The sequence below is a fragment of the Lelliottia amnigena genome (assembly GCF_019047465.1).
GTDB lineage: Bacteria > Pseudomonadota > Gammaproteobacteria > Enterobacterales > Enterobacteriaceae > Enterobacter > Enterobacter amnigenus.
Genome location: NZ_CP077236.1, coordinates 2,393,492 through 2,413,865 on the forward strand (window position 1 = coordinate 2,393,492; position 20,374 = coordinate 2,413,865).

Sequence of the window (20,374 nt, forward strand, 5' to 3'; positions counted from 1 at the left end):
TAATCCCCTCAGCGGAAAATTAAGGAGACCAAAATGGCTTATCAAACAGTGAATCCTGCTAACAACCAGCTTATCAAAGCGTACCCCTCTCATACCGACGCTGATGTTGAAGCGGCGCTAAAAACCGCCGATGGGCTGTACCATTCCGAATGGGCGAAAGGGGATATTTCCCAGCGGCTTCCTGTGCTGCATAAATTGGCCGATCTGATCGACAGCCGCACGGAAGAGCTGGCTAAAATTGCCAGCCAGGAGATGGGTAAACTCATTGAGCAAAGCCGTGGCGAGGTGAAGCTCTGTGCGCAAATCGCGCGTTATTACGCGGATAATGCGAAGCAGTTTCTGGCTCCGGTGACCTATAAAACGGAACTCGGCGATGCGTGGGTGGAACATCATCCCATCGGCGTAGTGATGGCCGTTGAGCCGTGGAATTTCCCGTTCTATCAGCTGATGCGCGTTCTGGCGCCCAACCTTGCAGCGGGGAATCCGGTGATCGCGAAACACGCCAGTATCGTACCGCATTGTGCTGAGGCCTTTGAGCATCTGGTGCGTGAAGCGGGTGCGCCTGAAGGGGCGTGGACCAATCTGTTTATCTCGTCGGATCAGGTCGCAACTATTATCGCCGATCCGCGCGTCCAGGGTGCGGCCCTGACGGGGTCTGAAAAGGCCGGGAGCGTGGTGGCGGCACAGGCGGCGAAGCACATCAAAAAATCAACGCTCGAGCTGGGCGGTAACGATGTGTTCGTGGTACTGGACGATGCCGATCTGGAAAAAGCGGTGGAGATTGGCGTCAATGCCCGACTCGCCAACGCAGGGCAGGTGTGTACCGCCGCGAAGCGTTTTATTCTTCACGAAAAAATCGCCGATCAATTCCTCGCGAAATTCACCGATGCGTTCAAAAAGGTGAAAGTGGGCGATCAGTTTGACGAAAGCACCACGCTGGGGCCGCTGTCATCGAAAGATGCGCTGGAGACGCTCACCAAACAGGTGAACGAGGCGGTGAAAAATGGGGCGAAGCTACACTTTGGTGGCAAACCTGTGCAGCGTGAAGGTAATTTCTTCGAGCCGACGATCCTGACCCATATTTCTCGTGATAACCCGGCCTATTTCGAAGAGTTCTTCGGTCCTGTCGCGCAGGTCTATGTTGTGAAAAATGACGACGAGGCGGTCAGCCTGGCGAATGATTCGCACTATGGGCTGGGCGGCGCGGTGTTTAGCCGTGATATTGAACGCGCGAAGAAAATGGCATCGCAGATTGAAACCGGGATGGTGTACATCAACTGGCTGACGGATACCGCCGCCGAGCTGCCGTTTGGCGGGGTGAAGCGCTCCGGTTACGGACGCGAGCTGTCAGATCTGGGGATCAAAGAGTTCGTGAACCAGAAGCTGGTGGTGGTTCGCCAGTAACCTCTCAGTGTGGTGACCCCGCGGGCGACAGAGATGTCGCCCGTTTTTTGTGGAGCATAAAGATAAACGCGACCACAACCCGCTATCACGGTTTGAAACCTTTGGCCGAAAACGCTGTGTGATAGACAGCGTCAATGTCAGTGGCGTAAGCCTGCAAACGCTGCGCGAATTTCATCTTCCGGCAGTTGAATCCCGATAAAGACCATTGTGCTGTGCGGCGTTTCATCGCCCCACGGGCGGTCCCAGTCGGCGCTGTAGAGGCGCTGCACGCCCTGGAACAGCAGGCGGTTTGGTTCGCCGTCAATCCACAGCATCCCTTTGTAGCGCAGCAGTTTGTCGGCAAACGACAGCAGCAGATTTTCCATTACGCGCGACACGTCGCTGATATCTACTGGATAATCCAGCTCGACCACAATCGATGACACGTCGTTTTGCTTGTCACCGATAAAATGAAAACGCGGCTTCGACGTGACGTTCTCTTCCAGCATAAAGCCGTTGGTGTTGAACAGTTGAGCCAGATCGATATCGCCGTGCGTCACGGTGTAAATTGGCGCGCGGGCATTGATACGGGTCAGACGTTCACGCAGCTTTTCGCTGTCGCCCGCGACGTCGGTTTTGGTCAGCAGAATGCGGTCGGCATAACCCACCTGCGACTGCGCGATAGTGAACTGGTTCATCTGATCGTCGGCATGGACCGCATCGACCAGGGCGATCACGCCGTCCAGCAGATAGCGCTGGCAGAGAATGTCATGAGAGAAAAAGGTCTGGATAATCGGGCCAGGATCGGCCATGCCGGTACATTCGATGACCAGGCGGTCGAATTCAATGTCGCCGCGATCTCGGCTGTCGAGCAGATCGAGAAGCGCGTCTTCTAGCTCGCTTGAGCGGGTGCAGCAGATACAGCCGTTAGTCAGGGTTTTAATTTGGGTGGCGCGATCGCCAATCAACTGATCGTCAACGGAGACTTCGCCAAATTCGTTTTCGATGACGGCGATTTTAAAACCGTGCTGTTCGTTCAGGATATGGCGCAGCAGGGTGGTTTTACCCGCGCCGAGAAAACCGGTGAGGAGGGTAACGGCAATCGGTGTCATGGTGTCTCCTTTAGCAGCAGCGTACGCCGCCTTCTCCACTTCCGCCGTAGCGCGCTTCCTGACGCTCGCGGAAGAATTCGTTATAGGTCATGTACGGCTTATCCGGATGGTTGGTCTTCATATGTTCAACGTAGTTGTCATAGTCCGGAATGCCAATCAGCATTTTTGCCGCCTGACCGAGGTATTTTTTTGCTTCGCCTAAGTTACCAAACATTGCACCTTCCAGATAGAAAAAGCCCGGCAGGGGCTGCCGGGCGATGTTTCCCCTTACCCCAACCCTCTCCAAAAAGAAGAGGGGAGGGTGTCGGATCAGTGGTGTGAAGAGGTTTTCACGCCACCTTCTGGCACCGGAACGTACGGGGTTTCTTTATCCGTACGGCCGTCAGCGTTACGCACTTTCATCCAGGTTTTGATGCCGTAGAAGATGATGCTGTAAACCACGACCAGGAACAGAATGCTCAGACCGGCGTTGGTGTAGTTGTTCACCACGATATGATTCATGTTGGCAATCTGTTGAGCCGTGAGGTCACCGCTGCCCGCCGCGATTTTCTCTTTGTACTGGTTAGCCATATACAGGAAGCCTTCCAGCTGCGGGTTGGTGCTGAACAGTTTCAGACCCAGCGCCCAGGTGGTGCAAAGCAGCAGCCACATGGCTGGAACCACGGTCACCCAGATGTATTTGGTGCGTTTCATTTTCACCAGAACAACCGTGCCCAGCACCAGGGCAACTGCCGCCAGCATCTGGTTAGAGATGCCGAACAGTGGCCACAGGCTCTTCACGCCGCCCAGCGGATCCACAACACCTTGATACAGCAGGTAACCCCACAAGCCTACGCAGCCCGCTGTACCCAGAACACCGGCGACCAGAGAGTCGGTTTTCTTCAGGAACGGCACGAAGTTACCGAGCAAGTCTTGCAGCATAAAGCGGCCCGCACGGGTACCGGCGTCCAGCGCGGTCAGGATGAACAGCGCTTCAAACAGGATCCCGAAGTGATACCAGAAGCCCATATCCGCCCACGGCAGTACTTTGTGGAACACGTGTGCGATACCGACGGCAAGCGTAGGTGCGCCACCGGCGCGGTTCAGGATGGACGGTTCACCGATATCTTTCGCGGTCTGCATGATCTGCTCAGGCGAGATCACAAAGCCCCAGGAGCTGACGGTCGCGGCCGCGTGGGCGCTAACGTCTTTCAACTGCGCCATGATCAGCGCGGCGTTGTCACCGCCCATCTCATGCAGGTTTGGCATGGTGATGCCGAGGCCCGCTGGCGGCGTGTTCATCGCGAAATACAGACCCGGTTCGATGATAGACGCTGCCACCAGCGCCATGATCGCCACGAAGGATTCCATCAGCATCGCGCCATAACCAATGAAGCGTGCGTCGGTTTCGTTGGCCATCAGCTTCGGCGTGGTGCCGGAAGCGATCAGCGCGTGGAAACCAGACACCGCACCGCAGGCGATGGTAATGAACAGGAACGGGAACATCGCGCCTTTCCACAGCGGCCCGGTGCCGTCGATGTACTGCGTGACCGCAGGCATTTTCAGTTCCGGGTTGATGATCACGATGCCAATCGCCAGGCCCACGATCACGCCGATTTTCAGGAACGTCGCGAGGTAATCGCGCGGTGCCAGAATCAGCCAGACCGGCAGCAGCGCGGAGATAAACGCGTAGCCAATCAGGGCAAAGGTAATGGTGGTGTCTTTAAAGGTCAGCGCCGGGCCCCAGTACGGGTCGTGCGCAATAATACCGCCGAAGTAAATGGAGGCGACCAGCAGGACAATCCCAATGACCGACACTTCGCCGACGCGTCCTGGACGCAGGAAGCGCATGTAGATACCCATGAACAGCGCAATCGGTACGGTTGAACAGACGGTGAAGACGCCCCACGGGCTTTCCGCCAGCGCTTTCACGACGATCAACGCCAGCACTGCGAGGATGATAATCATGATGAGGAAGCAGCCGAACAGGGCAATGGTGCCCGGCACGCGGCCCATCTCTTCTTTGATCATCTCACCCAGCGAAGCACCGTTACGGCGCGTCGAGATGAACAGCACCATGAAGTCCTGCACCGCACCCGCCAGCACAACGCCTGCGAGCAGCCATAACGTGCCCGGCAAGTAACCCATCTGCGCGGCAAGCACCGGTCCGACTAACGGGCCCGCACCGGCAATCGCGGCAAAGTGGTGACCAAACAGCACATAGCGGTTGGTGGGAACGTAGTTCAGGCCGTCATTGTTAATGACCGCCGGTGTGGCACGCGTCGGGTCAAGCTTCATGACCTTTTGCGCGATGTACAAGCTGTAATAGCGGTACGCGACCAGATAGACAGAGACCGATGCAACTACGATCCACAGGGCACTGACGTGTTCGCCCCGACGTAATGCAACAACGGCCAAACAGAACGCACCGAGGATCCCGAGGAGTGCCCAGGGTACGTGCTTGAGAAGTTTTTTAGTATCCATAGTTAGACCTGGTTTTTTAACTGTAAAAAGGGGTCAGAGTTCGTTGTGAGGACGTATTGATTAATGCTGAGACGATCTTGCCAGATCTGCGCACGTGTAAAGGAAGGTAAATCGGTGAGTGGTTGTTTGCGGGCGTTAAGCGGTCAAAGCGAGGGGCGAGTGGTTAAGTCTCGCCGCCAGTGGTCAGTATTATGTGATTGAGATCACAGTGTTTCTTCCAGTGATTCAGCGTGGGCGGTCGACAGGTAACCGTCGAGCGTCTCGAAGAGCTTCACCCGCAGCCACTCAGGCTCTAAGACCTGAATATTGGGCAGCCAGTAGAAGATCAGCGGCAGGATCTGGTTCTCATGCGCCGCCTGGCAGTGGATAGTGATCCCGTCATGGCTTTCCGCCACGATTTCTTGCTCAGGCAGCAAATCGCGGCGCTTAAAGTAGTGGGAGATATTCTTATTGGTAAATATTTTCACCTCGAAAGTCTCTTCACTGACCCAGGGGTCGAGATTTTTTTCCAGTAATTCCTGCGTGTCCGGATCCAGAATAAAACTCTCTTTCTGAATATCAAACCAGCTTATTTGGCTCAACGAAAATGATTTTAACCTGCCATTTTCGGTGGCTTGTAAATACCATATATTTTTTTTGTTAATTAATTTGTAGGGATTTACCAATCGCGTTTTGTCTTTATATGTCATCTGGCAAACATTGCGGTTTTTAATCGATTTCTCGATAGCCGTCAGATAGAGGCGAATATCCTTTTGTACCGTATGTTCTGCATCATTGTTGAGGATGAGAATATGGTTCTCTTCCACGCGCGTTTCCAGGTTCTGCCAGAACGCCGCTCCTCTGTCTGGAAAAAAACTATCCGCATTCAGAAGGTTAGCCACGGCGTTGTGCAACCCCTGGCCGCGAGAACTTGGTGTGGCGTGAATCAAACGATATTGACCGTTACCGGCGTGCTGGACAATTGGAGAGAGCGCATTCAGGTCGCGATATACCGTTCGTTCGGTAATTTTAAATTTTTGCATCAGGTCGCTGCGGTGAACAACACCGTTTATATGCAGCTCCATAAGAATATCGACGAGCCGTTCAGCAGAGCGACTCCGGGCAGGAGTTGTCATAATTTATTCCCGTTTATTGACATGAAAAGGTCTGAATTATGCCAATGGCACTGACAGAATATGTCAGTGCCACAAAGCAAAAATTTATCTTATGGATATATAACGGCCCAATTTAGGATAAACATTAATATTTTTTTGCGAAATGACGTGTAGTCACGCAAATCATCAACACGATTTCCTTAAAGTTTTCACTATCCAGGCCGAAAATTCTGTTATCTGTCTGATGGAAAGAGAAAACATGTTAAATCGTATCAAGATTGTCACCAGCTTGTTGCTGGTCTTGGCTATATTCGGCCTTTTACAACTGACATCCGGTGGTCTTTTCTTTAATGCCCTGAAGCATGACAAAGAAAACTTCACTGTTCTTCAAACTATTCGCCAGCAACAGTCCACGCTTAACGGCAGCTGGGTTGCATTGCTGCAAACACGTAATACCCTGAACCGCGCGGGTATCCGTTACATGATGGATCAGAGCAATATCGGTAGCGGTGCAACCGTGAACGATCTGATGCAGATTGCGTCGACTTCCCTGAAGCAGGCGGAAAAAAACTGGGCCGACTACGAGGCCCTGCCGCGCGATCCGCGTCAGAGCGATGCTGCTGCTCAGGAAATCAAGCGTAACTACGATATTTATCACGGTGCGCTGGCCGAGCTGATCCAGCTTTTGGGTGCGGGTAAAATCAATGACTTCTTCGATCAACCGACGCAGAGCTATCAGGACGGTTTCGAAAAAGAATATGTGAATTATCTGCAGCAGAACGACCATCTCTACGAAGCCGCCGTCGCAGACAGCAATAGCTCTTACACTCAGGCTATCTGGGTGCTGATTAGCGTGCTGATCGCCGTGCTGGTGGTGATTGTTAGCGTCTGGCTGGGCATTAAGCAGTCTCTTATCTCTCCGCTGAACCGTCTGATCGACAGCATTCGTCATATCGCCAGCGGTGATTTGGTGAAGCGTATTGATGTCGAAGGCACTAACGAAATGGGACAGCTGGCCGACACTCTGCGTCATATGCAGAGCGAGCTGGTGAGTACTGTGGGTGATGTGCGTAACGGCGCGAATGCGATTTACAGCGGGGCCAGCGAAATCTCTGTCGGTAACAACGATCTCTCTTCTCGTACTGAGCAGCAAGCCGCTTCTCTGGAAGAGACCGCTGCCAGCATGGAACAGCTGACCGCCACCGTGAAGCAGAACGCCGAAAACGCCCGTCAGGCGAGCAATCTGGCGCTGAGCGCGTCTGAGACTGCGCAGAAAGGCGGAAAAGTGGTGGATAACGTGGTGCAAACCATGCGTGACATCGCCGGCAGTTCGCAGAAGATTGCTGATATCATCAGCGTGATCGACGGAATCGCTTTCCAGACCAACATTCTGGCACTGAACGCTGCGGTTGAAGCGGCACGTGCGGGTGAGCAGGGTCGTGGGTTTGCGGTGGTTGCTGGCGAAGTGCGTAATCTGGCACAGCGTAGCGCCCAGGCAGCTCGTGAAATCAAGAGCCTGATCGAAGATTCAGTGGGTCGCGTTGAACTGGGCTCTACGCTGGTAGAAAGCGCCGGTGAAACGATGGGTGAAATCGTCAATGCGGTCACCCGCGTGACCGATATCATGGGCGAAATCGCCTCTGCCTCTGATGAGCAGAGCCGCGGTATCGACCAGGTGGGTCTGGCCGTTGCTGAGATGGATCGTGTGACTCAGCAGAACGCCTCGCTGGTCGAAGAATCTGCGGCTGCGGCTGCGGCACTGGAAGAGCAGGCGAGTCGTCTGACCCAGGCGGTTGCGGTGTTCCGTATTCAACAGGATCAGATGAAATCGCGTGAACAGACGGGTCTTAAAACGCCAGTCGCCTCGGTGAAAGCACGTAAAGCTGCGGCAACCACGTCTGGTGAAAACTGGGAAACCTTCTGATATAAAAAAGCGCCCTGTTCAGGCAGGGCGCTTTTCCTTTCTCATGCTTTCTTATTAACGCTAGCCGTCGCTACGCACAACTTTCATTTCGACCATTCCAATCCCCAGTTTACGCGGTGAATGCCCAAGGATATTGCCTTCGTTAGTCGATTGCGGCTCCGGCGGGATAATCACAACGGTACGGCTGCGCGATGGGTTGTCGAAATGCAGCGTAGTGGTAGTGACGTCATTGCCAAGCGTCAGCATCTGTTCTGTATCGCCAATACGCACCGGAATGGGTTTATTGGCATTCGGACCAAACGCTTTCGCGGTGATCACCAGATCGAATTTCTCGGGCAGCGGCTCGGCATATTCGATTTTAACTTCGTCGCCAAGCTGGGCGTTTGACCAGCGTCCCCACGACTCAGGGCGAGAAATCCCGCTAAACTGCTTCACCTCTTCCGGCGCACCGGCCACGTTAAACACGAAGCTGTCTGCTTTGTAGCGAATGTCGTTATCAACCACTTTGAGCAGATCGACGTTACGTTTGTAGCGATCGGTATCGATCACCGTATCTTTAAACGCCGTTTTGCCTTTCCACTGCGCTTTATCGACATGCTGTACCGTCTGCTGACCGCCTAACTGACCCTGGGATACGCACCAGTCCGTCGAGAGAGACAGCGGCTGTGACCAGAGCTGGCCCATTTTGTAGCAGCGGTCGACCCAGACAAAGTTATCACGCGGGGCGAAGTCAGCGAGCTGGAAGCGCAGCGGGGCAGAATATTCGCTTTCTGGCAGCGGTTCGACGCGGCTGTCCGAGACGCGCAGCAGCAGCGGCAGACGGAACTGGCTGCCTGAAAACGCAATCATGTTTTTCTGCTGGTCGATGGTGAAATCTTTCATTTCTTTCGGGAAATTCCACAGGCGGATCACGTCCGGCTTCCACGCCAGAATTTTTTCTTTCATGTTCAGGAACACTTCTGACAGCGACTGTCCGGAAAGAGTACTGCGCCCCAGCCCGATAAAGTTGTCGCCGCCCATGATGTCCAGCACCGTGGCACCGTTATCCATGGTATTCCGTTTGGTGGCAATGACATCCTGCTGAGGCTGGTCGCCGCGCAGGACGAAGAATAAATTGCTGCGGTCCTGTTTGTTCAGCGCATCCCATGCGCTGTTTTTCATCGCCAGATGGTCGGAAGAGACCACGACCACCGTATTTTTAAAGTACGGCGATGCTTTGATTTTATTGATTAAGGCGGCGATATGTTCCTGGCTACAGGTCACGGCGCTGAATGACTGATTCGCTTTTCCATTGATGTCGTAGCGTTTGCGCTGGCAGGTGCGTGAAATAAAACCGTCCGGATGGTGCGTATCGACCGTCAGCGCAAACAGAGAAAAGCGCTTACCGGATTGAGATAGCTCTTCAAATTTTTTCCAGGTTTCGTCCAGCACCGTGTCATCGTAAAACCCCCAGTCATTGCGATAAGTAGGGTCAGCAACGGTGGTTTTTAACTCTTCAGCGCCATAGAGATGTTCGAATCCGTGGGATTTCAGGAACACGTCTTTGCCAGCGAAACGCAGATTTGCGCCCTGCATAAAGTAGTTTTCGTAGCCGGAGTTTTTCAGAATATCGCCCAGACAAATATTCTGCGGGAAGAAACTCGACATCGACGCGGAGGCGTTGCCTTCGAACGGTGCAAACAGTGGAATACCGCACTGAGACGCAACCATGCCGGCAATGGTGTAATCCGTACCAGGCAGTTGCGCGGTATGGCTAAAGTCCAGCCCTTCGTTTTTAAGTGCACCGAGATCTGGCGTCAGGTTTGGGAACGCATCGTTATCAAAATAGGTGCGCTCAAGACTTTCGCCGTAGATATACACCAGGTTGAGTTTTGGATTGGGAATGGTTTTGGCGGGCTCTTTGTAATAGGCGGTGAAATCCGGGTCGCCATCGCGCGACTGGGATTTTACCAGCTCGGTCACCTGATGAAACGCCGGGCTGGCATCGACCGACCCAAGCGCCAGCATCAATGCCAGCAGACTGTAACCCACATGGTGCGGATGGTGACGGCGACGGCGAAGGATCCACCCAAGCGCCCCAAACACCGCAACCAGCGCCACAGCGACACCTACGCCTGGTAGTATGTACTTACTCACACCTGCGCCCGTCAGGCTATTGGTGAGCGTGTAAAGTACGGCGTCATTGATGCCATCACCGGTAAAATAATCGCTGGCGTACAGGGTAATGTTCAAAACGATAAAAATGCCCAATACCAGAAGCGTGGCAACAAACCACCAGGTATTGCGGCCCGCTTTCCACGCATAAATGCCAATGGAAGCCAGGAAAAGGGTAAGGGATATAAACTCTGACAACAGCATTATCCTCAATAGCGCCAGTCTTTTTGCTGGCCAGCCGATGACTTTTTGGGAAACCAATTTAATAGCGAAGTCACACAGCTGCAATTTTAGTGTCACTAAATTGTGCTGTTGTTAGGATTTGGTTTAGAAATTGGAAATTTTGAACGCCGTCGCATCCCGCTATGAGGGGAAGGAGACGCTGGCAAGTAAGCAAAATCCGACTCTGACGCCGCGGCGCAAGGATAACCTGGCAAACACGGCGTGTTGTGGCAGAAAATGGGATGGATCAGGAGAGGAAATTAACGCCTTGTTTTAGCACCAGATCGCAGGCTTTGGTTTTCACCTTTTTCGCCAGCGCAGAGTCACCCAGGGTGCTCAGATTTAGCTGCTGGCCGTTCTGCGCATTGAGCAGGCCCTGGATACCGTCCATGTAGTTCGTGTCTTTTTTCTGCTCTTGCGTATCCATGCCCAGTTTGCCCAGAACCTGGTTTTTGATGTTCTGGGTATCCGTCACCGATGCCAGTTTCTCTTTTGCACAATAGCCGAGAATACCCGCAGCATTGTTCATGGTGCCTGCGCTCAGGCTCTGATTGCTGTTACCTAACAGGCTGGTGAGAGATGACGCCGACAGGCCACCACTTTCAGCGCTGCTGCCTTTGGTCAGCTCGTTGGCTGCGCTGGATAACGAGTCCTGCCATGAGGCGGCGTGTGCGGTGCCAGCGAGCAAAACGACGCAGAAAGCGGTGCTGAGAAGACGATTTTTTTTCATGATATTGACTCGAGAAGGGCCCAGATTGGGCAGGAACGGGCACCAGTATATACTGCTGAAAGGTGCGCCATTCCTGGAAATGTCTTAATACTCTTTGCCTGTCACGCGACTGCGGAAGCTTTCCCAGTCAAAAATCACGTACAGACTATTACCGAGCTTCATGCGATCCATCACGCGCTCGCCCAACAGACGGGTCATTTCGTCGATATTGTGGTTGGTCAGCATGCCGGTAGGGCGCTTGGATGAGGAGCGGCGATCGACGATCTGATTAATGATCACTTTCTCATAGCGAGATTCCGTTTGAACGCCGATTTCGTCAATGACCAGCAAGTCGACATTGCTTAAATCATTAAGCAGTTGTTCTTCCGTGGTTTCGCGATTGGTGAAGGTGTCTTTCATGGCCGACATGATATCTGCGACGGTGATGATTAATACCGATTTGCCGCGCAGCAGCAGTTCGTTGCAAATGGCCGCTGCAAGATGGTTTTTGCCGGTACCTGGCTTACCGCAAAAGATAAAGCTAGCGATGTTGCCGTCAAACTCGTCCACATACTGACGCGATAAATTCAGGGCGTTCATTTGCCCCTGTGATTCCACTTTGTAGTTATCGAACGAACAGTTCTGGTGAAGCGGACGAATACCGGAGCGGTTAAACGTCCGTTGCATTTTCATCGCGCGGTTCTCGCGAGCCAGTGCCGCAGCGCGAATCTCACCCTGTTCTTTCTGCCAGGCCAGCAGTTCTTCGCCGGTGGTAAAGGCGGGCTTCACATTGGCTGGCATCATTTTTTGCAGACGCTTCATTAGCTCGCCGACATTTTTCATTTAGCACCTCGGAATCCGTGTGGGATCTGTGAATCCGGTTGGGAAAAGGCATTGATATCGCGTTTTGGCTGCCCGCCGTTGCTGGCGCGATTCATCTGCACGCTGCGGGCTAACTTTTGCTGCCACTGCACATGATGAAACACTTTGCCTTCTGCCTGCCAGTAAGCCACGAATGCGGCCAGTTCTTCAGGCGTCACAGGCTGCGCGAGCGCGATGCCCCACAGACCTGCCAGCCGCTGGAAATCAGCATCAGGCTGCCAGCCTGCGTACATGGCGAATTTCCCCATCGGGATGGCAATAGGGGAAAGGGCGGGTTCTTCAAAGAATTGTGTGTCCAGAGCAACGTCGCTCGCCGGGCGCGACAGACGCGCCTCGATTTCCAAAAGCTGGGCCAGACGATCGGGGGTGATCGCGTAAAAAGCCGGCGCATTGTCGGCAAATACGGCGATAGTTCCGCCTTCGGCATTATTCAGGACGCCGCGGGGATCGCGCATAAAAGCATCAATTCCAGCGACGCTGGTGGTCAAAATTCTGGAGGACATACACTTTCTCTACTGGATGACTGCGGGCGTGATATGGGCTTATGGTAGCACAGAGAAGAAGGGCGAAGCAGGGGATCGTGCGGGGCTTTTACCCTCTCCAGAGAGGAGAGGGTAGCGAACCAGAATTACGCGATGATATTCAGTGTGACGTCGATATTGCCACGGGTCGCGTTGGAGTATGGACAAACGATGTGTGCCGCATCAACCAGTTTTTTGGCTTCAGCTGGATCCATGCCTTCAACGTGAATATTCAGTTTGGCTTCGATACCAAAACCGGTTGGCAGTGGCCCGATACCCACTTCACCTTCGATAAAGGCGTCTTTTGGCAGGGCAATTTTGTCGCGGTTAGAGACGAACTTCATCGCGCCCAGGAAGCAGGCAGAGTAGCCCGCAGCAAACAGCTGCTCTGGGTTAGTAACTTCACCCCCCATGCCGCCCATCTCTTTTGGTACGCCCAGTTTGACGTCAAGAACGCCGTCAGAAGAGGTCGCACGGCCATCACGGCCTCCGGTGGCTTTGGCTTTGGCGGTATAAACAACTTTTTCTAAAGACATGGCAGATTCCTCATCTTACTTTATGTGTGCTATTAAATAGCGTGCGATATATATGATTAAATCAATACGTATTAACTATAGCTTCAGGCGCGATGGAGTTGCTGGCGCAGTTGTTCAAGCTGTTGCTTGAGTGCGAGCAGGGTTTCAGTATCACATTGCGCGGCGCATCCAACGGCCTGAGGAATATCCTGCGCCTGCTGTTGCAGTGCGCGGCCTTCATCACTCAGCGTAACTGCAACCTGGCGTTCATCCTGGCGTGAGCGTTGGCGTACAATCAAACCGGCGCTTTCCAGTCGCTTCAGCAGCGGGGTAAGCGTTGCCGAATCCAAAAACAGACGTTCGCCAATTTCCGACACCGTGATGTCATCCCGCTCCCACAAAATCAGCATCACCAGATACTGGGGGTAGGTCAGGTTAAGCGGCGCCAGCAGTTGCCGGTACAGCTTATTGAGCGCCAGGTTTGCCGAGTAAAGGGCAAAACAGAGCTGGTTATCCAGCAACAGCGCAGCGTTGGTGTCGGTCGTTTTCGTCTTCATGAGTTCAATATAAATAGTGCACGATTTAATTGCAAGCGATTTTATGGGCAGGTGTAGCGCAGGGCGACCTGAACGGCCATTTTGCGATAGTGCTGACGTTGTGCCTGTTCATCAGCACCGTCTTCAAACAGCAGCGTGAAGGTGTAACTGTTGGCGACGTAGTGAAAACTGAAACTGCTGATCAGGCGGTGTAAATCACGGGCATCAACGGTTTGATTAAAAAGCTGTTTTTCTTTGCCGCGACGCAGGATCGCGTCGAGTAAATCCAGCGCGCTGCGGTTGACCTGACGCAAATAGCTGGACTGCTGCATGAAGCGACCGCGCTGCATGTTTTCCATACAAATAATTCGGATGTAATCGGGATGATCGGCGTGATAATCAAATGTCGCTTCGACCAAATGCACCAGCGCTTCAACGGGCGGTAAGCCCGCCAGACTGAGCTGTTTTTCACTGGCGCGTATCTGGGTATAAACATACTCAAGCGCCATAAGATAAAGATTTTCTTTGGTTTTATAGTGATAGACCACCATGCGCTTGGTGGTACCGGCTTTCTCGGCAATTTGTTCCATGCGCGCACCGTTCAGCCCGTATTCAGCAAACAGGGCGATCGCGCTTTGAAAAATTTTGTCCTTCAAACTGGAATCGTCATTGTGATCGGGGAATTCGCTGCCAGGGTTAGCCACTTCCTCTCCTTACCTTGCCAAACAGAATGCAGGGATTATCACCATGGCAGCGCGATAACACAAATCTCATACACGTGGGCGCTTGCGGTACAGCCACAAACCCGGGATCGACAGGCCAATGGAGAGCGCGCCGACAATCGATGACGCTTTCAGGAAGTTGCTCAGCAAAAGGATCATTTGCGGTTCGCTGTAGCCAAAATGGCTAATTTTAACCGCCGAGATCATCGCGGTATAAGCCGAAATGCCGGGGAACATGGGGATCACCGCTGCAACAGTAAAGACTTTTGGATGCGCCAGATACCAGCGTGACCACTGAATTCCGATGCAGCCGACCAGCATGGAGGCCATGAACGTTGACCATTCGATGTTAAACCCGGCCGTCATCATCACCATCCGCGACCCGTGACCGATGGCCCCCAAGAGTGCACACCAGGGAAGGGCGCGATGCGGCACATTGAAAACCATGGCAAACCCCACGGCGGGAATGGCGGACAAAGCCATATCTTGCGCCAGTGCAAACAGAAACTCGATTATGCCCATCCGCGCAGCCCCCACAGCGTCATTGCCATTACCACGCCAATGCAGGTGGCGAGGGTGAGTAAACTTGCAATCGCCCAGCGTGCCAGGCCCGTATTGATATGCCCTTTGAACATGTCTGCGACCGAGTTAATCAACGGAAATCCGGGCACCAGAAGCAACACGCTGGCCGCCATTGCGATGGTTGGCGTGTTGGCAAACGTGGGCAGGCGTAACAGTAAACCGGAGACGGTCGTGGCCACAAACGCGGCGATACAAAAGTTAATTTGTGGATGCATATGTCGCTGGGTGAGGAGCTGTCGAACGTACATCGCGATAGCGCTGGCGAAAAATGTTACGACGGCACCGTCCCAGCCGCCGTTATTGAGTTTGCAAAAGCAGGCGCAGGAAAGGCCCACCATCACGACCACTAACCAGCGTGGATAACGCAGCGGTTTGATCTGATGAAAACGTTTTTCGACGGTATCCCGATCCAGTAGCTTATGCTCAGCCATGATCACAATGTGCTGAACTTCCGTCACCACGTGCATATTAATGCCGCGATCCTGATTTTTACGCGTTGAGGTGAGGCACTGCCCATCTTTAATGGTGGTTAGCACAATAGCATTTGAAGAGATGGAACTCTCGACGTTGTCCATCCCGAGTGCCAGTCCTAGCCGTGTGGAGAGCTCTTCGACCAGCGCACTTTCCGCGCCATGTTGCAATAGAAATAGACCGCACTGAATACAGAGTCGCGTGATGGCGCGTTGTGACGACTGATCTGCCTGCATTTGAAACCCTGAAATATGAGAACTGCCAGATTGTCTGGAATGCCTATTTTTAGCACAAACCACGGGCGCTCTGGCTCTGAGTCAGATCAACATTTGTGCAATCAGTTACAGGAGTAAAACAGATTTTATATATTTTGTGAATAATAAAAGTCTATATATAAAATTTCTTAATTAGCCACTGTTGTTTAATATTTCATGTCCATGCTATTAAGTTATATATTTTTTGTACTATATTACTATTCAGTTTAAGGTCGTCATGATAATTAAGTGCTTTGTAAAATAATATCTGTTGTAATTTCGGGGTAAATATCCTTATCATATCTCAAATTGGACTTTAAATATCTTTATAATAGATGAAGAAAGGAATCGGAGAATCTATGTCATCGGTCAAGGGCAAATTTGCAATAGTGATTAGTAAAATCCCCATGGTGCAAATGGGGTTGGGATGCATGATGGCAAGGCATTTTCCTGAATATGAAACGACCTATTGTCGAACGCAAGACGAACTAACAAGCTTGCAGGTAAAAAGATCGGCCGTCATCATTGCTGATATCTCTGGCGAATACGTTAATCCGCGTGGGGCGCTAGAACAATATTATTTATTAATGAGTCAATATAAAGGTATTCACTGGGTATTTTTAATCTCCCGGCCTCTGTACCCCCTGGCGATTGAGTTGCTGATGTGTCCCGAGAGCACGCTCCTGTCGGATATGGGGCCAGTTGAAGGTGTGATCGATGCCCTCAGTGCAGGGCGCGAGCGTGCTGAGCGGATAAGTCAGGCCTTGTTGCTTCCTGAGCCACAGGTAGTTGATAAAGCGCATGAGCCTTCCGTGACGTTGACGCTTTCCGAGCGTCAGGTATTACGTCTTCTGGGTAAAGGTTGGGGTATTAATCAAATCGCGTCCTTACTGAATAAAAGTAACAAGACGATCAGTGCTCAGAAAAATAGTGCGATGCGCCGATTGTCGTTGCATGGCAACGCTGAAATGTACGCATGGATCAACAGTTCACAAGGAATGAGAGAGTTAAACTTAATTTCAGCCTATGGAGAACCAAAGGAATGGAAAAAAATACCGCAGGAAGACACATTGCTGTCGTAGATCCCTGTAATATGAGTGCTGTTGGGCTGGCGCATCTTTTTATGATGGCCTCATTTCGCCAATACCAATTGCATCTGTTTAATAATTTTGAGAGTTTTAATACTGCCCTTTCGCATATTCCTTTTTTCTCGGTGATCTATTCGCTTTCTGACGCCCGCGAAGAGCGACGAAATTGTCTGGTTTGTATGCGCGAACTTGCGTTTAAACACGGTGCTATACAACGCATTATCCTGGCGGGAGATGAGGTTGAGGCCAGATTGATCGCCCAACTTTCGCCCTCTCTCCTTCACGGGATTATTAGCAAATCGTCATCACTGGTCGATCTTCGAAGGCAGCTCATTGCTCTGCTGGGTGAAACGGGAGAAGTTAACAGCAATGCGTTTACCCACTGGCATGGGTGCCACGCCAGGATGTTAAGTCCAACGGAACGGACGGTTTTGCGCTACATGTCGTCGGGTCTTTCCATCCCCGAAATTGCAGTACAGCTAGAGCGCAATATCAAAACTATCCGTGCGCATAAATACAACGCGATGCTAAAACTGGGCGTGAATTCTGATGTTGGGCTTCTCGATGCCGCCGACATTCTCAGGAATCTACCGAAGGTTAAGCCGCGGTTCGCCTTATGGGTTGCGCCATTTTACTCATAGTGCAAAACCGAAGGCCCCCCTGCGCCAGATCCCTGGCGCAACGGTTTAAATGCAAACATCAACCCATTTAGCCGACGTGAGTTCCGCCATTCGTTCAGGCTTGATGCGCACGGCGCTGTGGATTGACCCTGCCGCGGGCAGGACTTCGTCGTATTGCTTGAGCGAGATGTCACAAAAAACAGACAGCGGATTTTCTAGCCCAAATGGGCAGACACCCCCAACTGGATGCCCGGTTAATGTCACCACTTCATCGCTGCTGAGCATTCGCGCTTTTGCGCCAAAGGTGTCTTTCAGCTTTTTGTTATCCAGGCGCGCATCACCTTTCGCCACGACAAGAATCACCTCATTTTTGACTTTGAGCGATAACGTTTTGGCTATTTGCCCCGGCTCAACGTGATGGGCGGCGGCAGCCAACGCAACGGTTGCTGTGCTCTGGCTCAACTCAATGACATCAATATCGGGGGCATTGTCAGCAAAAAATTGCTGTACGGACTGCAAACTCATTGTTATCTCCTGACAATTATCCTGCGTAATCTGTCATAAGAAATTATGCTCTGTAAATATCTCTTAAGTAACAAATATCCCTGACACCCGATTTCTGGATCGCCTTCACAATCACGGAAACCGGTTACAGTAACCGGTTGCAGAGCGAGAAAGAGAGATTAATACTGACTGTGTAACGTCCCCTGTATCCAATAATAAGAGTCAATCATGAAACAATCAGTCCCTGTTGTGCCGCTGGTTCATGACCCAGCAAGGTGGTGAAAAATGATGTATGGAACACCGTATGACGCGTCTGCGTCGGAACTGATCATCTGACAGGAGAACCATTATGTCTGCCAACCATGCTGCGTTTAATTTGATATTCCGATTTGTCGAAAACTATGTCAGTCCCATTGCCGGGCGGATCTCCTCCCAGCGTCATGTGATGGCCATCCGCGATGGATTTATTTCTGCGATGCCATTCATGATTGTCGGTTCATTCTTATTAGTCTTTGCTTACCCGCCTTTCTCACCTGACACCACCTGGGGCTTTGCGCGCGCGTGGCTGGATATGGCGAAGCAGTTTGAAGGGCAAATCCTCACCCCGTTTGATATGACCATGGGCATTATGTCCATCTACATCTGTGCGGCGATCGCTTATAACCTGGGCAAGCACTACGTTAAGTCGCATCAGCTTGACCCATTTATGTGCGCGATGCTGTCCTTAATGGCGTTTTTACTGGTTGCAGCGCCAAAAACAAAAGGGGCCATGCCGGTTGATAGCCTGGGCGGGACCGGGATTTTTACAGCGATTCTGGTGGCGATCTATTGCGTCGAAATGATGCGCTTCCTGAAAGCGCATAATATTGGCATCCGTCTTCCGGATCAGGTTCCGCCGATGATCAAAAACTCATTTGATCTTCTGATTCCTGTGCTGGTTGTCGTCCTCACGCTTTACCCGCTGAGCCTCTTTATCCAGTCTCAGTTTGATATGCTCATTCCGCAAGCCATCATGTCTATCTTCAAACCGTTGGTTTCCGCAGCCGATTCTCTGCCGGCCATTCTGCTGGCGGTACTGATCGCGCATTTACTGTGGTTTGCCGGGATACACGGTGCGGCGATTGTCTCCGGGATGCTGCAAATGTTCTGGCTGACCAATCTTGGCATGAACCAGTCTGCGCTGGCGCAAAGCGCGCCACTGCCGCATATTTTCATGGAAGCGTTCTGGACATTCTTCATCGTCATTGGCGGCTCGGGCGCGACAATGGGGCTGGTCTTGTGTTACTTGCGCAGTCGTTCTGCGCATCTGCGTTCTATTGGTCGTCTGAGCGTCGTGCCAAGTATTTTCAATATCAACGAACCGGTAATTTTTGGTACGCCGATTGTAATGAACCCGGTGTTCTTTATTCCATTCCTGCTGGCACCCATGGTTAACGCCGTGCTTGCATGGGCAGCCATGAAGCTGGATCTTATTGGTCGCGTTATTTCCGTTGTACCATGGACCGCACCTGCACCAGTGGGCGCAGCGTGGGCGTTAGGTTGGGATTTCCGTGCAGCACTTCTGGTAATACTGCTCGCGTTAGTCTCGGGGATTATTTATTACCCATTCTTCAAAGTGTATGAGAAGCAACTTTTGCAGCAGGAAGCAGAGGAAGCATTACGTGCAGAGGAAGAGAGTCAGCAGGTGGCGTAGTGAAAAGCAAAACGGCAACCGAGGTTGCCGTTTTGTGTTTTGTCCTATTCTTCTGGGAGAACGCGTCGCAATGTACGCCCTATTTCAGCGTGCAGTCGCCGCACTGCTGTACATCTGGCAGGCGATAGCGCTGACAGCAAGTTCGGCGGACCAACAGTCCATTGCGTGGAACGACGGTGCGGAACAAAGGATTATCCCGTCCATCTGACAGCTGCTTTGCAAAGAAGCAGGACTGGCGTAGCGTGTCGAGGGTTTCATCGCCCAGTAAAGGTTTCATTTCATTCAGATACCAGTGAATCAAATAGCCGGTATTGCTCCAGATGAGTTTTCCGTTGATCTCACCCGTTTTTTCCAGCGCGTCAACGACGGGAATAAGCGCTTGCTTTAGCAGCGTTTCCATTCGTTCCTGCGGCGATTGCAACGTCGCGACGCGATCCTCATGAACATCAATCCAGAAACACGCTGCTCGGCCCGTCTCGTGGAACTCGACGTGGAAATGCTCCGGGGATAAATCCAGAGCAATATCCTGAGTGAGCAAAGCCTGCATGAGCGGTGGCACCATCAAACCGATATACCACTGCGCCCACAGGGAAAGTAACGGTTTATTTTCCCGCGCAAGAGTGGGTTCATTTCGATAAATATGGTTGGAGTACGCCGCGAGCAGGGATTGCATCTCGGACGGGCGTTGCCATTGCGACAGTGTCATTGCCTGATGCGGGTGTGGCTCATCGAATTTGATGAAATCGAGCAGGTAGGCACGGTTTTCTGTGATCGTATCCCGTATGGAATCCGCAAGCGCAGTGCTCCCGCTGGTAAGACGGGCTCGCCAGATGATGGGATCAACGACTTGTGCGGAATGAGTAGCCATATCGGAATAGGATAGGAATCTAAATGATAATGATTGCCAATCCTAGCTATAGATAAA

At 52.1% G+C, this 20,374-nt stretch carries 20 protein-coding genes; 5 read left to right on the forward strand and 15 right to left on the reverse strand.

Features of this window, described 5'->3' with window-relative positions:
• The first annotated feature begins 33 nt into the window (after positions 1–33).
• Entirely contained in the window at positions 34–1,404 is a 1,371-nt protein-coding gene (locus I6L74_RS11235) for an NAD-dependent succinate-semialdehyde dehydrogenase (RefSeq protein ID WP_059180226.1), read from the forward strand.
• Between the two features lie 137 nt (positions 1,405–1,541).
• Here I6L74_RS11235 and yjiA read toward each other — a convergent pair whose 3' ends face one another.
• The 4 genes from yjiA to I6L74_RS11255 all read right to left on the reverse strand — a co-directional run bounded on the left by yjiA (position 1,542) and on the right by I6L74_RS11255 (position 6,073).
• Complete coding sequence (gene yjiA, locus I6L74_RS11240) at positions 1,542–2,495, reverse strand: GTPase (protein WP_059180225.1); 954 nt, start codon at positions 2,493–2,495, stop codon at positions 1,542–1,544.
• A gap of 10 nt (positions 2,496–2,505) precedes the next feature.
• Positions 2,506–2,709: a YbdD/YjiX family protein gene (locus tag I6L74_RS11245; RefSeq protein ID WP_059180224.1), complete on the reverse strand. Its 204-nt coding sequence runs from the start codon at positions 2,707–2,709 to the stop codon at positions 2,506–2,508.
• 95 nt (positions 2,710–2,804) lie between these two features.
• Entirely contained in the window at positions 2,805–4,958 is a 2,154-nt protein-coding gene (locus tag I6L74_RS11250; protein WP_012015921.1) for a carbon starvation CstA family protein, read from the reverse strand.
• Positions 4,959–5,161: 203 nt separating this feature from the next.
• Positions 5,162–6,073, reverse strand: a complete 912-nt coding sequence (locus I6L74_RS11255) for a helix-turn-helix transcriptional regulator (protein ID WP_059180223.1) — start codon at positions 6,071–6,073, stop codon at positions 5,162–5,164.
• A 238-nt stretch (positions 6,074–6,311) separates the two neighbouring features.
• On the opposite strand from I6L74_RS11255, the gene tsr reads away from it, so the two are divergent.
• Positions 6,312–7,976: a methyl-accepting chemotaxis protein gene (gene tsr / locus I6L74_RS11260; RefSeq protein ID WP_059180222.1), complete on the forward strand. Its 1,665-nt coding sequence runs from the start codon at positions 6,312–6,314 to the stop codon at positions 7,974–7,976.
• Positions 7,977–8,036: 60 nt separating this feature from the next.
• Here tsr and opgB read toward each other — a convergent pair whose 3' ends face one another.
• The 9 genes from opgB to I6L74_RS11305 all read right to left on the reverse strand — a co-directional run bounded on the left by opgB (position 8,037) and on the right by I6L74_RS11305 (position 15,526).
• Positions 8,037–10,328 carry a phosphatidylglycerol--membrane-oligosaccharide glycerophosphotransferase gene (gene opgB, locus I6L74_RS11265; RefSeq protein WP_059180244.1) on the reverse strand — a complete coding sequence of 764 codons (2,292 nt, stop codon included), beginning with the start codon at positions 10,326–10,328 and terminating at the stop codon, positions 8,037–8,039.
• A 271-nt stretch (positions 10,329–10,599) separates the two neighbouring features.
• Entirely contained in the window at positions 10,600–11,082 is a 483-nt protein-coding gene (locus tag I6L74_RS11270) for a YjjA family protein (RefSeq protein WP_059180221.1), read from the reverse strand.
• An 84-nt stretch (positions 11,083–11,166) separates the two neighbouring features.
• Positions 11,167–11,904, reverse strand: coding sequence for a replicative helicase loader DnaC (dnaC, locus tag I6L74_RS11275; protein ID WP_012015926.1), 738 nt, complete (start codon positions 11,902–11,904; stop codon positions 11,167–11,169).
• Positions 11,901–12,446: a primosomal protein DnaT gene (gene dnaT / locus I6L74_RS11280; RefSeq protein ID WP_059180220.1), complete on the reverse strand. Its 546-nt coding sequence runs from the start codon at positions 12,444–12,446 to the stop codon at positions 11,901–11,903. The genes dnaC and dnaT overlap by 4 nt, the downstream gene beginning before the upstream one ends.
• A 125-nt stretch (positions 12,447–12,571) precedes the next feature.
• Positions 12,572–13,000 carry an organic hydroperoxide resistance protein gene (locus tag I6L74_RS11285; RefSeq protein WP_012015928.1) on the reverse strand — a complete coding sequence of 143 codons (429 nt, stop codon included), beginning with the start codon at positions 12,998–13,000 and terminating at the stop codon, positions 12,572–12,574.
• Between the two features lie 83 nt (positions 13,001–13,083).
• Entirely contained in the window at positions 13,084–13,536 is a 453-nt protein-coding gene (locus I6L74_RS11290) for a MarR family winged helix-turn-helix transcriptional regulator (protein ID WP_059180219.1), read from the reverse strand.
• Positions 13,537–13,577: 41 nt separating this feature from the next.
• Complete coding sequence (locus tag I6L74_RS11295; RefSeq protein WP_059180218.1) at positions 13,578–14,219, reverse strand: TetR family transcriptional regulator; 642 nt, start codon at positions 14,217–14,219, stop codon at positions 13,578–13,580.
• A 66-nt stretch (positions 14,220–14,285) separates the two neighbouring features.
• Positions 14,286–14,759 carry a threonine/serine exporter gene (locus tag I6L74_RS11300; RefSeq protein WP_059180217.1) on the reverse strand — a complete coding sequence of 158 codons (474 nt, stop codon included), beginning with the start codon at positions 14,757–14,759 and terminating at the stop codon, positions 14,286–14,288.
• Positions 14,750–15,526 (reverse strand): threonine/serine exporter family protein, encoded by a 777-nt coding sequence (locus I6L74_RS11305; protein WP_059180216.1) that lies wholly within the window; start codon positions 15,524–15,526, stop codon positions 14,750–14,752. Before I6L74_RS11305 ends, I6L74_RS11300 begins: the two co-directional genes overlap by 10 nt.
• A 377-nt stretch (positions 15,527–15,903) precedes the next feature.
• Here I6L74_RS11305 and I6L74_RS11310 point away from each other — a divergent pair, with 377 nt between their 5' ends.
• Together I6L74_RS11310 and bglJ are read left to right on the forward strand one after the other, a co-directional pair.
• The gene (locus tag I6L74_RS11310; protein WP_059180215.1) at positions 15,904–16,626 is read left to right on the forward strand and encodes a LuxR C-terminal-related transcriptional regulator; all 723 of its coding nucleotides are present in this window, start codon (positions 15,904–15,906) and stop codon (positions 16,624–16,626) included.
• Positions 16,627–16,637: 11 nt separating this feature from the next.
• On the forward strand, positions 16,638–17,273 hold the full coding sequence (gene bglJ / locus I6L74_RS11315; protein ID WP_059180214.1) for a DNA-binding transcriptional activator BglJ: 636 nt from the start codon (positions 16,638–16,640) through the stop codon (positions 17,271–17,273).
• Between the two features lie 45 nt (positions 17,274–17,318).
• Here the strand turns inward: bglJ and I6L74_RS11320 are convergent, their stop codons facing one another.
• The gene (locus I6L74_RS11320; protein WP_059180213.1) at positions 17,319–17,777 is read right to left on the reverse strand and encodes a YbaK/EbsC family protein; all 459 of its coding nucleotides are present in this window, start codon (positions 17,775–17,777) and stop codon (positions 17,319–17,321) included.
• 328 nt (positions 17,778–18,105) lie between these two features.
• Between I6L74_RS11320 and I6L74_RS11325 the strand changes: the two genes are divergently transcribed.
• Positions 18,106–19,449, forward strand: a complete 1,344-nt coding sequence (locus tag I6L74_RS11325; protein WP_059180212.1) for a PTS sugar transporter subunit IIC — start codon at positions 18,106–18,108, stop codon at positions 19,447–19,449.
• Positions 19,450–19,528: 79 nt separating this feature from the next.
• Here I6L74_RS11325 and fhuF read toward each other — a convergent pair whose 3' ends face one another.
• Positions 19,529–20,317 (reverse strand): siderophore-iron reductase FhuF, encoded by a 789-nt coding sequence (gene fhuF / locus I6L74_RS11330; protein ID WP_059180211.1) that lies wholly within the window; start codon positions 20,315–20,317, stop codon positions 19,529–19,531.
• Between the last annotated feature and the right edge of the window lie 57 nt (positions 20,318–20,374).

Excerpts from the sequence above, each read along its gene's own strand:
- I6L74_RS11235 (WP_059180226.1), top strand. The coding sequence starts at position 34 with ATGGCTTATCAAACAGTGAATCCTGCTAACAACCAGCTTATCAAAGCG.
- yjiA (WP_059180225.1), bottom strand. The coding sequence starts at position 2,495 with ATGACACCGATTGCCGTTACCCTCCTCACCGGTTTTCTCGGCGCGGGT.
- I6L74_RS11245 (WP_059180224.1), bottom strand. The coding sequence starts at position 2,709 with ATGTTTGGTAACTTAGGCGAAGCAAAAAAATACCTCGGTCAGGCGGCA.
- I6L74_RS11250 (WP_012015921.1), bottom strand. The coding sequence starts at position 4,958 with ATGGATACTAAAAAACTTCTCAAGCACGTACCCTGGGCACTCCTCGGG.
- I6L74_RS11255 (WP_059180223.1), bottom strand. The coding sequence starts at position 6,073 with ATGACAACTCCTGCCCGGAGTCGCTCTGCTGAACGGCTCGTCGATATT.
- tsr (WP_059180222.1), top strand. The coding sequence starts at position 6,312 with ATGTTAAATCGTATCAAGATTGTCACCAGCTTGTTGCTGGTCTTGGCT.
- I6L74_RS11270 (WP_059180221.1), bottom strand. The coding sequence starts at position 11,082 with ATGAAAAAAAATCGTCTTCTCAGCACCGCTTTCTGCGTCGTTTTGCTC.
- dnaC (WP_012015926.1), bottom strand. The coding sequence starts at position 11,904 with ATGAAAAATGTCGGCGAGCTAATGAAGCGTCTGCAAAAAATGATGCCA.
- dnaT (WP_059180220.1), bottom strand. The coding sequence starts at position 12,446 with ATGTCCTCCAGAATTTTGACCACCAGCGTCGCTGGAATTGATGCTTTT.
- I6L74_RS11285 (WP_012015928.1), bottom strand. The coding sequence starts at position 13,000 with ATGTCTTTAGAAAAAGTTGTTTATACCGCCAAAGCCAAAGCCACCGGA.
- I6L74_RS11290 (WP_059180219.1), bottom strand. The coding sequence starts at position 13,536 with ATGAAGACGAAAACGACCGACACCAACGCTGCGCTGTTGCTGGATAAC.
- I6L74_RS11300 (WP_059180217.1), bottom strand. The coding sequence starts at position 14,759 with ATGGGCATAATCGAGTTTCTGTTTGCACTGGCGCAAGATATGGCTTTG.
- I6L74_RS11305 (WP_059180216.1), bottom strand. The coding sequence starts at position 15,526 with ATGCAGGCAGATCAGTCGTCACAACGCGCCATCACGCGACTCTGTATT.
- I6L74_RS11310 (WP_059180215.1), top strand. The coding sequence starts at position 15,904 with ATGTCATCGGTCAAGGGCAAATTTGCAATAGTGATTAGTAAAATCCCC.
- bglJ (WP_059180214.1), top strand. The coding sequence starts at position 16,638 with ATGAGTGCTGTTGGGCTGGCGCATCTTTTTATGATGGCCTCATTTCGC.
- I6L74_RS11320 (WP_059180213.1), bottom strand. The coding sequence starts at position 17,777 with ATGAGTTTGCAGTCCGTACAGCAATTTTTTGCTGACAATGCCCCCGAT.
- I6L74_RS11325 (WP_059180212.1), top strand. The coding sequence starts at position 18,106 with ATGTCTGCCAACCATGCTGCGTTTAATTTGATATTCCGATTTGTCGAA.
- fhuF (WP_059180211.1), bottom strand. The coding sequence starts at position 20,317 with ATGGCTACTCATTCCGCACAAGTCGTTGATCCCATCATCTGGCGAGCC.